This window comes from Winogradskyella sp. MIT101101 (assembly GCF_047126865.1).
Taxonomy (GTDB): domain Bacteria; phylum Bacteroidota; class Bacteroidia; order Flavobacteriales; family Flavobacteriaceae; genus Winogradskyella; species Winogradskyella ouciana.
Map to the genome: position 1 here is coordinate 3,338,178 of NZ_CP138982.1, position 15,295 is coordinate 3,353,472.

Consider the following 15,295-nt stretch of genomic DNA (forward strand, 5'->3'; position numbering starts at 1 on the left):
TTATTAAAAATTAAAAACAGGAAATCATGAAAAATTTAAAGAATTTTCACGAATACTTAAAAAATGGAAGTATCATGAGTAAAAAAGCAATTTTAATCATCGCAGTAATGCTTACATCAATGACCTCATTCAGTCAGAGTGTTTTTGACAGATTTGAAGATTTAGAAGGTGTAACTTCGGTTATCTTAAATCAGAAAATGTTCAAAATGTTAGCGACTATGGGTATAGATATGGATGACCCAGAAATGAAGGAATATGCTGAGATGGCAGCAAGCATTACAGGATTTAAAGTGTTTACTACAGGAGACGAAAGTATCTCAGCAGATATGAAGGCTACCGTAGATAAGTATTTAAAATCATCTGACTTAGAAGAGTTAATGCGTATTAAGGATGGTGAACAAACCGTTAAGTTTTACGTAAAGGAAGGTAAGGATGAGAACCATGTAAAGGAATTATTGATGTTTATTTCTGGTCTAAAGGAAATGACTAAAGGTGAGAATATAGAAATCAATGGCGAAAAGCGTGAGTTTGAAACTGTAATTATGACCTTAACTGGTGATATAGATTTGAGACAGATTTCAAAAATCACAAATCAAATGGATTTTCCAGGTGGAGAGCAGTTAAAGAAAGCTGGCGAAAAGAATGACTAATAAGATCATGATACAATCAATCAAAAAATCAATGGTAGTGTTGCTTTTGGCTGTGGCTTTTACAAGCTGCAACCAAGGGCCAACATTGCAAACCTATTTTGTGGATAATGAGCTAAAACCAGGTTTTATATCTGGTGACATACCTGCAAGTTTTATCGATGTTGAAAAAGTAGAACTCACAGATGAGCAAAAAGAAGCTTATGAGTCTGTTGACAAACTTAATATTTTAGCTTTTACCCTTGGAGAAGATAATAAGGAGGAGTATAAAGTGGAGCTAGAAAAAGTTAAAGCTATTTTGAAGGACTCAAAATATCAGGAACTGATGCGAGGTGGTAACACTAAGGATGGTAAGTTTATGGTGAAGTTTATAGGTGATGTAGAGAATATAGATGAACTTATTGTCTTTGGAAATGCAAATGATAAAGGTTTTGTCGTAGCAAGAGTTTTAGGTGATGATATGAATGCTGGTAAGTTAATGTCCTTGCAATCCGTATTGAAAGACATGAACTTTGATGACAGCAATTTAGAGGTAATAAAAGACTTTTTTAAATAAACTGACAATATTTATTTAAAATGTTAATGCGAATCGTCTTGGGGAATTTCTTCAGGATGATTTTTTTTATCATTATTCTTAAGGGCATGGATGAGTGCAATAACTAGCAAAACCGCAAAACCTGTAAATAATAAGGCTTTCATTATAAAATAATCTAGAACATCAAATAAGCCAGCTACAAAAAAACCAATGCTAACAAAAGCAACGATGCAAAGCGCTATGGAATTTCTATTTATTGGAAATAACTTCATATACCCGTATAATTACTTGGTGTAATTCTCTTGAGTTCAGATTTAATGGCATCCGAAACCTCTAATGTATCAATAAAATTTGAAATGGATTTTTGCGTAATGGCTTCATTGGTTCTCGTCAACCCTTTTAATGCTTCATAAGGATTTGGATAACCTTCGCGCCTTAATATTGTTTGAATCGCTTCAGCCACAACAGCCCAATTGTTTTCAAGATCTTGTGCAAATTTAGCCTCGTTCAACAATAACTTGCCCAAACCTTTTAAAGTGGATTTAAAACCAATAAGGGTATGGCCAAAAGGTACACCAACGTTTCTTAACACTGTACTGTCAGTAAGGTCGCGCTGTAATCTCGATATCGGTAATTTTGCTGATAAATGCTCAAAAATGGCATTGGCAATACCTAAGTTGCCTTCGCTGTTTTCAAAATCTATTGGGTTTACTTTATGAGGCATAGCAGAACTGCCCACTTCGCCTTTTTTGATTTTTTGTTTAAAGTAATCCATAGACACGTAGGTCCAAATATCTCTATCTAAATCTATGATGATGGTGTTGATGCGCTTTAAGGCATCAAACAAAGCTGCAGCATGGTCATAATGTTCAATTTGAGTCGTTGGGAACGAATGCTGTAAACCTAATTTCTCCTGAACGAATTTTGTTCCGAAGGCTTTCCAGTCAATATTTGGGTAGGCTACTTTGTGCGCGTTGAAATTTCCGGTTGCACCACCAAATTTTGCAGCACTTGGTACATCATTCAATAAATTAAATTGTTCCTTTAGTCTTACTGCAAAAACCTCTATTTCTTTACCCAATCGTGTTGGTGACGCTGGTTGCCCATGTGTTCTTGCCAACATTGGTATATCTGACCATTCTTTGGCTAACGCTTCAATTTTCTCTAATAATGTATGGTATTCCGGAACATAGACATCATTCATAGCTTCCTTAATACTTAAAGGAATAGCTGTATTATTAATGTCTTGAGATGTTAATCCGAAGTGGATAAATTCTTTATAATCCGCTAAATCCAAGGCATCAAATTTCTCTTTTATAAAGTATTCAACCGCCTTTACATCATGATTGGTAACCTTTTCAATCTCTTTAATCGCAGAAGCATCAACAGGTGTAAAATTCCTATAAATAGCCCTTAGGTCATCAAAAACAGAATGCGAAACAGACTCTAGTTGAGGTAGTGGCAATTCACACAAAGCGATAAAATATTCAATCTCTACTAAAACACGATATTTAATCAATGCTTCTTCAGAAAAATAGTTGCCTAAAGCTTCTACTTTAGATCTATATCTGCCATCTATTGGTGAAATTGCGCTAAGTGCCGTAAGTGCCATTTGAGTTGGTTTTTTGAAGCGTCAAAGATAGCAAAGTTAGCTAGAAGCACGAAGCGTGGAGTCATAAGTTTTTGTAATTTGGTATTTAGTTTTTGGGTTTTAGTTTTTTTAGGATATGTCTTGCTCTTGCTTTAAATCCTGAGCTCTGCATCTGAAAGTCGCGTTCTAAAATCATTGCTAATTCTGGATGAATCCAATCATATTCATTACCGAGTAGATACAAAGAGTTCATGGAATAGGCTTTGGGTGCAATTTTTTCGTCATTGATCATCCAATCAAAACAGGCTTCAACAATTTTCTCTTTGTGTTGTTCAGTTAGTACAGATTTAATTTTATTGTCATACTTTGAGTAGTAATCTTTGATAAGATATTCACAAACTTTGGCTACTGGTCTAACGGCAGGATCTAAATGTACTTTCGCAATATTTTCCGTAAATAAATTGAGATGTGGAATAATGGCTTCTAGTTTTTCGCCGCACATAAACTCAAAAACCCAAGCGGCTCTGCACGAAATTTTATCATCAACTTCAAAAAGAATTTCTATGAGTGGTTTTACTAATTCCGGATTGGCAATAACTAGATTTGCATAGTGCAAGCGCTTTTCGCGCGAATGATTCACGTAGTTAAGTTCATTATATAGTTGGTCTTTCGTCAAAATAGAAAAAGCTTTTTAGTTTAATTTTGATTAGCTTCGAAGTATAAATTTATCAATTTTACCGCTAAAAAATAGTTTCGGATAAAAATGAATTAATTTTATTTAGAATTTATCTAAATAATTTTTATTTCCACTCATTCGTGTGTAATTTTGCAACATCATACTAATAAAATTAGATACTAAACATCAATTGAGCTTAAAGAAAGTTATTTTATCTGCTTTTATTTTAATGGTTATAGGTACCGTATTAGAATTGTATCTTTTGGATCATTATGAAAGTCTTTCACAACTTATTCCAATACTTTGCACTGGCTTAATTAGTTTAACTGTAATTCTTCTAATTTTTTATAGAACTAGATGGATAAAGAACTTTTTTAAATGGCTTCTTTTAATTACTGCACTTAGTGGTATTTATGGCTTTTATTTACACCTAGATGCTAATTTTGAGTTTGAACGTGATATGAAGCCTACAGCAAATAATTGGGATCTGTTTATTGAGAGTTTGTCTGGTGCATTACCAGCATTGGCACCTTTTAGTATGGTAGTTTTAGCATTAATTGGATATTCATATTTAATACTTATAAATCAAAAATAATGAAAAATATAACAAAGTTACTCGTAGTATGCGTTTTAATAGGCCTAAGCTTAACATCTTGTAAAAATTCGAATGAAGAAAAACAAGAAATGAACAACTCAGCTGAAACGACGGAAAAAGAAATGACAAAAGAGACAGAAGCTGAAACTAGTACAGTTTTAAATGCAAATCTTGCTACCGAAGCCGATTTGAATGCATTAGGACTATCTTCAGAAATCGTTTCTCAAATTTTAGAAAAAAGACCTTTTGTTGATATGAAAGATTTAGATGCCATGCTTGAAGGAGAAAATAAAGAAGAACTTTATAAAAAAATGTTCGTTCCCTTTAATCTAAATACAACTGCTGAGGCTGATTTTAAGATGATTCCTGGTGTTGGAGATAAAATGGCGCATGAGTTTGAAGAGTACAGACCATACGTTAGCATAAAGCAGTTTAAGAGAGAAATTGGTAAGTACGTAGATGATGAGGAAGTAGAACGCTATTTAAACTATGTGTTCGTTCCTGTAGAATTAAACACGGCTTCAGAAGAAGATATTAAGGCACTGCCAGGTGTTGGCAATCGTATGGCGCACGAATTTGAGGAATACAGACCTTACAAAAACCTGGACCAATTTAGAAAAGAAATCGGGAAATACGTTGATGATAAAGAGCTTAAGCGTCTCGAGCGTTTTGTTTATTTAAAGGATTAGAAAACACATAATGTATTCTACATCTAAATATTTATACACTATTCACTTTAATTTAAAAGGTTGTTATGTCAAATAGCAACCTTTTAATTATTGGTTTTGTCTGGCCAGAGCCCAACAGTTCTGCTGCAGGAAGTCGGATGTTGCAGCTTATAGAGCAGTTTCAAAAGCAAGGTTTTGACATTACATTTGCTTCTGCGGCAAAACCATCTCAAAACACCTTTGATCTTTCAGGTATTGGTGTTAAAACCCGAGCTATCGTATTAAATGATTCGTCTTTTGATATATTTATTACAGAGTTGAATCCAGAGGTTGTGGTGTTTGACCGCTTTATGACTGAGGAACAGTATGGCTGGCGCGTGGCAGAGTATTGCCCAAATGCACTACGAATTTTAGATACGGAAGACTTTCACGGCTTAAGAAAAGCTAGGGAATTGGCTTTAAAGGATGGAGTGGAAGTGACTGTTGAACATTTGCAAAACGATACTACCAAACGTGAAATTGCCAGTATCTACCGATGTGACTTAAGTTTAATGATTTCTGAGGCTGAAATCGAAATTCTGACGAAACAGTTTAAAATAGATAGAGATTTGCTCTATTATTTACCGTTTTTATTACAACCAATTTCCGAAGATGAAATAAAAGAACTACCAACTTTTGAAGATCGACAACACTTCATCACCATCGGTAATTTTTTACATCCACCAAATTATGATGCGGTTTTACATTTAAAGCAAACTATCTGGCCATTGATAAGACGAGAACTACCAAAAGCAGAATTACATATTTATGGCGCTTACGAATCCCAAAAAGTATCACAACTACATAATGAAAAACAAGACTTTTTAATTAAAGGCTTTGCCGAAGATGTCAATGAAGTGATGCAAAAGGCTAAAATATGCTTGGCACCATTGCGTTTTGGAGCAGGACTCAAAGGTAAACTCGTTGATGCTATGCAAAATGGTACACCGTGTGTTATGTCTAGTATTGCAGCAGAAGGTATGTTTGGCGAAATGGAAGCAAATGGATTTATAGAAAATGATGCTAAAGCATTTGCTACTAAAGCTATTACATTATACAACGACTCTAAAATCTGGCATAACAAGCAAGAGAATGGATTTACAGTAAATAATGAGCGCTTTAATAAAACGAGTTTTGAAAGTGAGTTTTCTCAGAGAATAACCGATCTAAAAGCGAATTTAAAATCACATCGCCAAAATAACTTTATTGGGAATTTGTTGCAACATCAAACCTTGCAAAGTACTAAGTATTTGAGCAAGTGGATTGAGGCTAAGAATAAAACTAAATATTACTAGGAATTTAATCTTGGAATACGTGTAATAATAGTTGCGTGGGCTGGCACGAACCATTACAAGTACATAATTAACTGGAAAATCCGCGAGGATTTTCCGAATAGGCTTGTGCCAAGCAATTATTTTTACATGGTGTTGCCAGTAGTTTTTATTCTGTTATTATTAGTTCGTTGATTTTTTCAGCAGTAGAGGAATTAATACTTACTCTACTTTTTACTTTGACTTCCTCATACGAAACAAATCCGTATCCATCTTCTCGATTGTAAGATTCATACACTTCAATTTTGTCAATAATTCCGTCTTTATCGTAATAGACTTTAAATTTTGTTTCAAGACCGTCTTTTGTTAGTTGTAATTTTTCTATTTCAATGGAACGTCCAAGTTCGTCATATGTTCGAATCTCTTTTTTTGAGTAATCTTCTCCATCATTGTAATAAGTTTGAAATATTCCAATTCTCTTGTTATCTGAATAAGTATATTTCCATTCCCATCTCAATTTACTGTCGTGAATTTGTTGAAGACTAACTAATTGCTTTTTGTCATTATATTTTCTCTGATAATAATATGTTGAGTCAAAAATGACTCCTTGATATTCACTTTTTTCGTTATACCAGTAATCGGTTTGAGTAAATATCGTGTCGGATTCAATTTCATACATTTTTTCCGAAATAATTTTTGACTTGGTGCTATCTAAATCAAACTTGATATAATATTGGTATGAAATGTTTTTGTTGTAATCAGTTTCCCAAACGTCGATTTTTGATTTTATTCCATTCTTGTCATAGTTGTATATATGAATTCTATCTATTAGCCTTAAATCGGTATTGTGGTGTTTTCCGAACCCTATCGATTTCAATAAATTCCCTTTGGAATCAAAGTACATTCTCAAATAAGGTCGGTTTTTTCTATTCGTTTTCTTTTTGGTTAGTTCATAATCTGCATTTCTTTTAAAAAAATGTCTAATTAATTGAACTTCTATTTCGCCAACTTTTTCAGCTGGTTTCTGTCCAAATAAGAATGAGCTAATCGTTAAAAAAGCGATAAAGATTGTTTTTTTCATTTTCTATTAGTCTTTATCAAATTTAATTCAGCTACATTATTATAAAAAACAGTAATGAGTAAATAGTCTATTTGATTGAGTAAATACGTAAAATTGAGGTTTGGTCAAATTACTGGCAATGTCTCTGATAAAAAATCGTTTCAATGTTTTTTATCAAGCGTTAACGAAGTTAGCTGAAAATTTTTACAAAGTCAAGTTTCAATAAAACCATTTGCAAAACCCAATAATGTAAAGTATATTTGTCATATAGTAAAAATAATTTTACTTAATAGAAAATATATTTGTCAATTATGAATGCAAAGAAACTAATGGATTGTGAGCGTACCAAAATCGAAAAATGGTCTGAATTTCAGTTACCAAATGTTTGGAAATTAAGAGGTACAATTATTTGTCTTCTGATTTTTGGAATTATGATAGCTTTAAAATTTATAGATAATGAGCCCTTATGGCTCAAGGATGTTTTGCGAAAAGGGTTGCTGGTGGGACTTTTAATCGTAACCTTATCTAAAGAGAAAATAGAAGATGAAATGGTTACAACATTGCGATTTAAGGCTTACACTTTGGCATTTATTATGGCTGTTATGTACAGTTTAATTCAACCTGTTGCAGACTATATCGTAAACAATTTTATTTATGAGGCGTCTAAGCACAATGATTTTAGTTACTTTCAGGTCTTGTCTTTTATGCTAATTATCCAAATTATGTTTTTTGAAATATTAAAACGTAACAGATAATGGAAAATACAATTAAAGTAGAACGTGCCATTTTAGATTTAACCCAAGATGATTTGGCAAAGAAAATAGGTGTTTCTCGTCAAACCATTAATTCCATTGAAGCCAATCGTTATGTGCCTTCTACGGTTTTGGCTTTAAAATTATCAGAAGTTTTTGGTAAGCCAGTGAACGACTTTTTCAAATTGAGTAAAGATGATTAATTTAATGGGCTTTTTGGTTTCAATATTGATTAATTGCTGAATAATTCTTATTTAGAATTAGGTTTTGCCGCTTCAACTTCTGCCCAAGTGTCCCAAATGTCTTTTAACAACGCTTTAAACTGGGTACTATCTTTAGTTTTTTCAATACTATCAAACAATACGTGCATTTCCCCTCTTAAATCAGAATATGCTTTTGTAAATTCACCCATACGGTCCCAAGCAGAAATGTGGCCTTCAAAAGCGGTACTGAATGCCTCTGGACAACCTTCAAAATTAAGATTTTGCATGGCATTAGTGTAATTTTCAATGGTCTGATGCAACGTTATTGTTTCACACTCATGATTTCTAGTTTTACCAAGTTCACTATCCTTTGCTAAAACAGATTCAATACAATCCGTTTCATTTATTGTAGTATTTGCTTTTTTGCTGTTTTGGCAACAGTACAAAGACAACAAAAAGAGAATTGTATAAAGTTGATTCGTTTTCATATCGTATCGGATTTTAAAATGGTTAATAAAGCTTTCATGCCTTCTGTGGCAGATTTAGCTATAACATTCAGATTACCATCATTGCTTATAGCTGGTCTAGGATCTATATAATAAATGACAGTGTCTGGTTGTACATAATTAATTAAACTAGCAGCAGGATACACTTGCATACTTGTGCCTATAATGATAAGAATATCAGCAGTGTAGCAAATTTTAACGGCAGTTTCGATCATAGGTACATCTTCGCCAAACCAAACAATATGAGGGCGTAATTGATAACCTTCATTACACAGATCACCAAGATTAATATCTTCAGTCCAAGTTTTAATGTCGTTAGGGTTGCCAGTACTTCTTATTTTCAGTAATTCACCATGTAAATGCACCACATCAGTACTTCCAGCACGTTCGTGCAGATCATCTACATTTTGCGTAATAATGGTCACCTTGTAATCTTTTTCTAGCGCAGCTAAATCTCTATGTGCTTGGTTGGGTTCTACTTCTTTTAGCTGTCGTCTTCTTTGGTTATAAAAATCTAAAACCAATTCAGGGTTTTTTCTAAACCCTTCAGGTGAAGCTACTTGCATAACATCATGTCCTTCCCAAAGGCCATCATGGTCCCTAAAGGTTTTAACACCACTTTCGGCACTCATACCAGCTCCTGTCAATACAACGATGTGTTTTTTTTTGTGTTGGCTCATAATGTCATTAAATGAGTTAAAATAGATTGCTTTATAGCAAAGTTAATCTTTGATTTTAATATAAGTTTAGACTAAATCTCAAAAACAATTATACTTATGAAAAACATTTTAAAATTTACAATAATATTTTTTATCACATTAGGCTTTACAAGTTGTAGTCTAGATGATGACGGAAATGTTATTGGTCCGACAGGCAATTCCAAAACTTACGCGTTAGTGTCCGTAGATGACCCTAATATTTTTGGAACAGCCAGATTTATAGAAAATAGTAATAATTCTACGACCGTTGAGTTAGAGCTTGTAGGAACACCAAGTGGTGGAATGCATCCTGCTCATATTCATTTTAATACTGCTGCAGAAGGTGGTGATATCGCCGTAACCTTAGGTACTGTTGATGGTTCTACTGGATTTAGTACGGTTATTGTTAGCGAATTAGATGATGGTAATCCGATTACCTATGATCAATTAATAACATTTGATGGCTACATTAATGTACACTTAAGTGCCAGTGATTTAGGAACACTAGTGGCGCAAGGTGACATTGGCGAGAATGAATTGACAGGAGAGTCTAAGGTATATGCACTAGACTCGGTAGATGATCCTGCGATTTCTGGTACGGCTACGTTTCAGGAGCGAGTTAACGGTGAAGCTTTAGCTACCATCGATTTAGAAAATACTACAGATGGAGCTATGCATCCAGCGCATATACATGCTAATACAGCTGCTGAAGGTGGTGATATAGTATTTACGTTTAATTCTATTGATGGAACCACAGGTATGAGCAAAACCAATGTAGATGCTATTGCTTACGTGGATATTTTAGACTACGATGGTTACATTAACGTTCATTTAAGTTCAAGTGACTTAGGAACGCTAGTTGCCCAAGGTGATATTGGACAGAATGAATTGACAGGAGAGTCTAAAGTGTACGTACTAAATTCAGTTGATGTACCTACAGCTTCTGGTACTGCAACCTTTGAAGAGCGTGTTAATGGTGAAGCTTTAGCAACTCTCGATATAATTAATAGTGTGGATGGTGAAATGCACCCAGCACATATACATGCTGGTAGTGTTGCTACTGCACCTGGAGCAATTTTATTTACTTTTAATTCTGTAGATGGTACAACTGGTGTTAGTAAAACCAATGTATCTGCCTTAGATGATGATACTGCATTTGGTTATGACGATGTTCTTACTGCAGATGGCTATATCAATGTACATTTTAGCGCAGCTAATTTAGCCACCTTAGTTGCTCAAGGAGATATTGGTATTAATGAATAATACATTTCAATATTTTATATTAAACCTAGCTTTACGGCTAGGTTTTTTTATTTTTATCCTATGTCAGATTTAAAACTTCTCAATCACTTAGAGTCCTATCTCACTGAGCACAGAAAACAACGGTTTCAAAAGGTTTTAGCACAGCGCACTAAACATTTTACTGTAGCAACAGAAGATGTCTATCAACTCCACAATACAAGTGCTGTAATTCGTTCTTGTGACGTGTTTGGCATACAAGAAGTAAATGTTATCGAAGAAGTGAACTCCAAACGTATTGATAGGGAGATTGCCATGGGAGCCCAAAAATGGGTGGATCTAAACCGATATCACTCCACAAAATCCTGTATAGAAGATTTAAAATCCAAAGGTTATCAAATTGTAGCGACAAGTCCACATGCCGAAGATTGTGATCTTATTGATTTCGATATTACCCAAAAATCTTGTTTTTTCTTCGGAAGGGAAACCGAAGGGCTTTCGCAACACGTTTTAGATGAAGCGGATTGTTTCTTAAAAATTCCAATGGTTGGTTTTACTGAGAGTCTTAATATTTCTGTATCTGCTGCAATTATTCTACAGCATGTCACTTCAAAATTGCGTAAATCTGAAATCGATTGGAAATTGACTGAAAAGGAATGGATTGAAAAACGATTCGACTGGATTAAAAAAACCATTAAAAATTACGACTCCATCGTAGAACGATACCATTCACAACACTAATTTTCGTAACTTTAAGAACTAACTAAAACCAAAAGATTATGATGATTGTTCTTTACGTCGTCCTTGCCGTTTTTGCGCTTATAATAATATTGGCATTAGTCACTCCTAAAACCTACAGCGTAAGCCGCAGTGTAACCATTAACAGACCAATATCGGAAGTATTCAATTATGTAAAATTCACTAAAAATCAAAATGATTGGTCTCCTTGGAAGAAGAAGGACCCAAATATGACACAGGAATTTATAGGGACTGATGGTGAGGTCGGTTTTATTTCTAAATGGGAAGGAAATAAAGAAGTAGGCACGGGAGAACAGGAAATAAAACGAATTGTTGAAAATGAACTTATAGAAAGCCAGCTACGCTTTTTTAAGCCTTGGAAGTCGCAATCCGATGCATATCTTGGTGTTAAATCCGTAGATGTAAACACCACAAAGGTCACTTGGGGATTTTCAGGTGTTAATAAGCCGCCTTCAAATATTTTCTTCTTGTTTTTTGATATGGATAAAACCGTTGGAAAGGATTTTGAAGAAGGTCTAAATGATTTAAAACAAATATTGGAGTCTAAATAATAAAAATCATGCCAGACAAGTTAGAGTAATGAGGTTAATTGAACTCTATTTTCATATGGGTTTCGACTGCGCTCAACCTGACAGAGAAGTAATAAACAGTAAGAATAAAAAATAAACAATAGCAAAATGATAGGATGGTTCGAAATTCCGGTTAACGACATGAGTCGTGCAAAAAAGTTTTACGAAACCGTATTTAAGGTAGAAATTCAGGAAGTGGATTTTGGCGGTATGTTAATGGGTTGGTTCCCCAATCACAATGATGGTCATGGTGCCACAGGCACATTAATTAAGCAAGAGTCTTATATTCCAAGTCAAGAAGGGACATTAGTCTATTTTATGTGTGAGGATGTGCAGAATGAATTGGATAGAATAGAAGCTGCAGGCGGAAAAATCTATCAGCCAAAAACTAAAATCTCAGACGAACACGGTTTTATGGGAGCTTTTATAGATACTGAAGGCAATAGAGTTGCCCTTCATTCCAGTAAATAGGAATTAAGCCTTATCCTTTTTCTTTTTACGGTCTTTACTGCGTTGAATCACTTTGTATTCTTCGTAGCATTCACTTATGGCATCTAAAATTTGAAGATCGTTAGCCGTATTTATAAAGTCTTTGGAATAGTTACATTGATTCACGATTTCATCCAAATCATACTTGGTCACTTGAAGCAATACCATCAACATTTCCCTGTCAAAACGCTTAGCGAGCTGATTTCTAATCTCGTCATCTTCCTTAATCTTTTTAAGCTTGTGCATCTCGTTTGGTTTCTTTCCAAACATATTATAGAGGAAGTCTGCAGGATTAAAGATTGCGCCCAAAACTTTAGTGGCAATATTCGGTTTCCCACCTTCATAAGCTTTACCGTATAAACCAGAAATTCTGTATTGGTTGTTATTGCGAATAGGAACCTGTTTCATATCCACTTCTAAATAACCCGTAAGTTCAAGGGATTTCACCGTAACTTCTTCTAGCGCCAATGCCAATTCGGTCATAACTATTTCAGTATTTCCAAATTTTAACCAGTCATTGGTTACACGGACTTTGATGGATTTATAGCCTAGATACGATAAGTGCAAGGTATCATTGGCTTTAGCCTTAATCTCAAATTCACCGTTTTCATCCGTAGCCACACCTACAACTTGGTTAATATTCACAATATTAACATCACTTAAAGGCTCTTCTGATGTAGAACTTACAATAGTTCCCTTAACCGTCTCTGGCGTTTTTGTGGCTGTACTGTCTTGGCTATAGCTGTAAACTGTAGTAAAACAAAATAATATAATTAGTAAATACCGCATTTGTGTCAATTACGTTGTAAAGGTACTAAACAAAACGGATTTTAACATATCGCTATTGCGATTTGACTTAATATTAACAAATTAGGGCTTTGCCCTAAATCTCAAAAAACATAAACTAAAAACCAAATTCCAATACATGTAGTACATATTGGAATTTAGTCTTTGTAATTTAAATTTTATTAACGTCTAGAACGTCTTGGTCTATCAGAAGCCGACTTTGAACGTCTCGGCTTTGGATTATCAGAACGCTTTCTATCGTTTCTGTCTGAATCACCACTTCTGCGAGAACGTCTTTCGCTTCTTGGTTTATCATCACGTCTGCGTCCACCTCCTCGTCGATCGTCGCGTTTTCCACCACGGTTTCTGTCGCGTCTTCCACCACCACTACGGCCTCGGTTTTCACTGACTTCTACGTTTACAAAACGACCATCGTGTTTGTAATCCGTAAAGAATGCCAAGACTTTTTCCCGAAGTGCTTTTTCGGTATTAAAGAATGAAAAACTATCCTTTACGTCTACTTTAAAAACATCATCTCTGCCTAGTTCTAAAACTTCTTTTAAGAAATCCTTTAGCTTCATCCAATCGTAACCATCTTTTCGACCTACATTGATAAAATAACGCGTGTCATTAGATGATTTACCATAATCGCGTCCTCCGTCAGAATCTCTCGAATCTGAAACGGCCAAATCTTTCGATTTTTGGTAGTAATTAAAGAAGCGCGAAAATTCCACCGAGAAGAATTTTTTAATCAACTCGTCTTTGTCGGTATCTTCAAACAGTTCATTGATACTGTCTAAGTACTTATCAATTTCATGACTAACTTCTGTATTGTGAATTTTATTTGCTAAGCTCATTAATTGCACTTCGCAGATTTCCATACCTGAAGGGATGTCTTTCTTTTCGAACTGCTTCTTAATAATGCGCTCTATACTTTTTATTTTTCTAACTTCACTTTTAGACACAATCACCATAGAGACACCAGTTTTACCTGCACGTCCTGTACGACCAGAACGGTGTGTATAGGTTTCAATCTCATCTGGTAGTTGGTAATTGATAACGTGTGTAATGTCATCTACATCGATACCACGAGCGGCAACATCTGTAGCCACAAGCATTTGAATCTGCTTGTTTCTAAAGGATTTCATCACCAAATCACGTTGATTTTGGCTTAAATCTCCATGTAATGCTCCAGCAGAGTAACCATCTTCAATTAAGTTTTCGGCTACTTTTTGGGTATCACGCTTGGTTCTACAGAAAATTACAGAGAATATATCTGGATTAGCATCTGCCAAACGTTTTAAGGCTTGGTAACGGTCTCTGGCATTGACTAAATAATACTCGTGCGAAACGTTGCTTGTACTTTCGTTTTTGTTTCCTACCGTGATTTCAATAGGATCGTACATAAATTTTTTGGCAATGCTAGACACTTCCTTAGGCATCGTAGCCGAAAATAACCATGTACTTTTATCTTCTGGAGTATGTGAAAGGATATCGGTAATATCTTCATAAAAGCCCATGTTCAGCATTTCATCAGCTTCATCCAATACGCTGTATTGAATTTTAGAGATATCCACCAGTTTTCTACTGATCATATCCTTCATACGACCTGGTGTCGCTACAATAATCTGTGCACCACGCTTCACTTGTTTGGCTTGGTCAGTAATGCTTGCACCACCATAAATGGCAACAACGTTTAAGCCTTTACAGTATTTACCATAAAGCTTAAGCTCGTTGGTAATTTGTAAACAAAGCTCACGCGTCGGTGAAAGGATAAGCCCTTGTGTGGTTCTACTATCTACGTCAATTTTTTGTAGCATCGGGAAACCAAAGGCTGCCGTTTTACCAGTACCTGTTTGTGCCAATGCCACAAGGTCGCTTTCTTTTTCTAATAAAATTGGGATGGCTTTGTCTTGGACTTCACTAGGTGTTTCAAAACCTAAATCCGTAATAGCCTTAAGAAGGTCTTCATTAAGACCCAATTCTTGGAATGTGTTCATTCTAATAAGTAAGTATTCGATAACGTTATGCAGTGTTACATAAGAAGTGTATCGACATACTTAAACCTTAGACTTCCGGTAACACATCCTCACTCTGAGGAGTACTCAAAATACAATCTTTTGATTTTGAAGGTGCAAAGGTAGGGGAATTAATTGGATTGGCAATTTTTGGGTTTGGTTATCACTAATAATCACTATTAGCTAACGGTTTT

General features: G+C 34.8%; 19 protein-coding genes. 11 read left to right on the forward strand and 8 right to left on the reverse strand.

Going from position 1 to position 15,295, the window contains the following annotated elements:
- The first annotated feature begins 26 nt into the window (after window positions 1-26).
- Both SIB89_RS14975 and SIB89_RS14980 read left to right on the forward strand, forming a co-directional pair.
- Window positions 27-650, forward strand: a complete 624-nt coding sequence (locus tag SIB89_RS14975; RefSeq protein WP_273289375.1) for a DUF4252 domain-containing protein — start codon at window positions 27-29, stop codon at window positions 648-650.
- A gap of 7 nt (window positions 651-657) precedes the next feature.
- Complete coding sequence (locus SIB89_RS14980) at window positions 658-1,203, forward strand: DUF4252 domain-containing protein (protein ID WP_412560411.1); 546 nt, start codon at window positions 658-660, stop codon at window positions 1,201-1,203.
- Between the two features lie 23 nt (window positions 1,204-1,226).
- On the opposite strand, the gene SIB89_RS14985 is transcribed toward SIB89_RS14980, so the two are convergent.
- The 3 genes from SIB89_RS14985 to SIB89_RS14995 form a co-directional block, all read right to left on the reverse strand.
- Entirely contained in the window at window positions 1,227-1,454 is a 228-nt protein-coding gene (locus SIB89_RS14985) for a hypothetical protein (RefSeq protein WP_412560412.1), read from the reverse strand.
- On the reverse strand, window positions 1,451-2,794 hold the full coding sequence (purB, locus tag SIB89_RS14990; RefSeq protein WP_412560413.1) for an adenylosuccinate lyase: 1,344 nt from the start codon (window positions 2,792-2,794) through the stop codon (window positions 1,451-1,453). Before purB ends, SIB89_RS14985 begins: the two co-directional genes overlap by 4 nt.
- An 85-nt stretch (window positions 2,795-2,879) precedes the next feature.
- Window positions 2,880-3,449 carry an adenylosuccinate lyase gene (locus tag SIB89_RS14995; RefSeq protein WP_412560414.1) on the reverse strand — a complete coding sequence of 190 codons (570 nt, stop codon included), beginning with the start codon at window positions 3,447-3,449 and terminating at the stop codon, window positions 2,880-2,882.
- Between the two features lie 190 nt (window positions 3,450-3,639).
- On the opposite strand from SIB89_RS14995, the gene SIB89_RS15000 reads away from it, so the two are divergent.
- From SIB89_RS15000 to SIB89_RS15010, 3 genes are all read left to right on the forward strand, one after another.
- Entirely contained in the window at window positions 3,640-4,044 is a 405-nt protein-coding gene (locus tag SIB89_RS15000; RefSeq protein WP_412560415.1) for a hypothetical protein, read from the forward strand.
- Window positions 4,044-4,733: a helix-hairpin-helix domain-containing protein gene (locus tag SIB89_RS15005; RefSeq protein ID WP_412560416.1), complete on the forward strand. Its 690-nt coding sequence runs from the start codon at window positions 4,044-4,046 to the stop codon at window positions 4,731-4,733. Before SIB89_RS15000 ends, SIB89_RS15005 begins: the two co-directional genes overlap by 1 nt.
- Window positions 4,734-4,798: 65 nt before the next feature.
- Complete coding sequence (locus SIB89_RS15010; protein ID WP_412560417.1) at window positions 4,799-6,046, forward strand: glycosyltransferase; 1,248 nt, start codon at window positions 4,799-4,801, stop codon at window positions 6,044-6,046.
- 145 nt (window positions 6,047-6,191) lie between these two features.
- Here the strand turns inward: SIB89_RS15010 and SIB89_RS15015 are convergent, their stop codons facing one another.
- Complete coding sequence (locus SIB89_RS15015) at window positions 6,192-7,103, reverse strand: hypothetical protein (RefSeq protein ID WP_412560418.1); 912 nt, start codon at window positions 7,101-7,103, stop codon at window positions 6,192-6,194.
- A 290-nt stretch (window positions 7,104-7,393) separates the two neighbouring features.
- Between SIB89_RS15015 and SIB89_RS15020 the strand changes: the two genes are divergently transcribed.
- On the forward strand, window positions 7,394-7,837 hold the full coding sequence (locus SIB89_RS15020) for a hypothetical protein (protein WP_155089528.1): 444 nt from the start codon (window positions 7,394-7,396) through the stop codon (window positions 7,835-7,837).
- Complete coding sequence (locus tag SIB89_RS15025) at window positions 7,837-8,037, forward strand: helix-turn-helix transcriptional regulator (RefSeq protein WP_155089529.1); 201 nt, start codon at window positions 7,837-7,839, stop codon at window positions 8,035-8,037. Before SIB89_RS15020 ends, SIB89_RS15025 begins: the two co-directional genes overlap by 1 nt.
- Before the next feature lie 47 nt (window positions 8,038-8,084).
- Here SIB89_RS15025 and SIB89_RS15030 read toward each other — a convergent pair whose 3' ends face one another.
- A complete protein-coding gene (locus SIB89_RS15030; RefSeq protein WP_273289385.1) occupies window positions 8,085-8,525 on the reverse strand; it encodes a hypothetical protein in 441 nt (146 codons plus the stop codon).
- Entirely contained in the window at window positions 8,522-9,223 is a 702-nt protein-coding gene (locus SIB89_RS15035; RefSeq protein ID WP_412560419.1) for an SIR2 family NAD-dependent protein deacylase, read from the reverse strand. Before SIB89_RS15035 ends, SIB89_RS15030 begins: the two co-directional genes overlap by 4 nt.
- Before the next feature lie 96 nt (window positions 9,224-9,319).
- Between SIB89_RS15035 and SIB89_RS15040 the strand changes: the two genes are divergently transcribed.
- The 4 genes from SIB89_RS15040 (at window position 9,320) to SIB89_RS15055 (ending at window position 12,279) form a co-directional block, all read left to right on the forward strand.
- On the forward strand, window positions 9,320-10,504 hold the full coding sequence (locus tag SIB89_RS15040; protein WP_412560420.1) for a hypothetical protein: 1,185 nt from the start codon (window positions 9,320-9,322) through the stop codon (window positions 10,502-10,504).
- 60 nt (window positions 10,505-10,564) lie between these two features.
- Window positions 10,565-11,221, forward strand: a complete 657-nt coding sequence (locus SIB89_RS15045) for a TrmH family RNA methyltransferase (protein WP_412560421.1) — start codon at window positions 10,565-10,567, stop codon at window positions 11,219-11,221.
- 38 nt (window positions 11,222-11,259) lie between these two features.
- Entirely contained in the window at window positions 11,260-11,790 is a 531-nt protein-coding gene (locus SIB89_RS15050; protein ID WP_412560422.1) for an SRPBCC family protein, read from the forward strand.
- A 126-nt stretch (window positions 11,791-11,916) separates the two neighbouring features.
- Window positions 11,917-12,279 (forward strand): VOC family protein, encoded by a 363-nt coding sequence (locus tag SIB89_RS15055; protein ID WP_273289390.1) that lies wholly within the window; start codon window positions 11,917-11,919, stop codon window positions 12,277-12,279.
- 3 nt (window positions 12,280-12,282) lie between these two features.
- Here SIB89_RS15055 and SIB89_RS15060 read toward each other — a convergent pair whose 3' ends face one another.
- Together SIB89_RS15060 and SIB89_RS15065 are read right to left on the reverse strand one after the other, a co-directional pair.
- Window positions 12,283-13,086, reverse strand: coding sequence for a carboxypeptidase-like regulatory domain-containing protein (locus SIB89_RS15060; protein WP_155089536.1), 804 nt, complete (start codon window positions 13,084-13,086; stop codon window positions 12,283-12,285).
- Window positions 13,087-13,265: 179 nt separating this feature from the next.
- The gene (locus tag SIB89_RS15065) at window positions 13,266-15,083 is read right to left on the reverse strand and encodes a DEAD/DEAH box helicase (protein ID WP_412560423.1); all 1,818 of its coding nucleotides are present in this window, start codon (window positions 15,081-15,083) and stop codon (window positions 13,266-13,268) included.
- Window positions 15,084-15,295 lie beyond the last annotated feature (212 nt).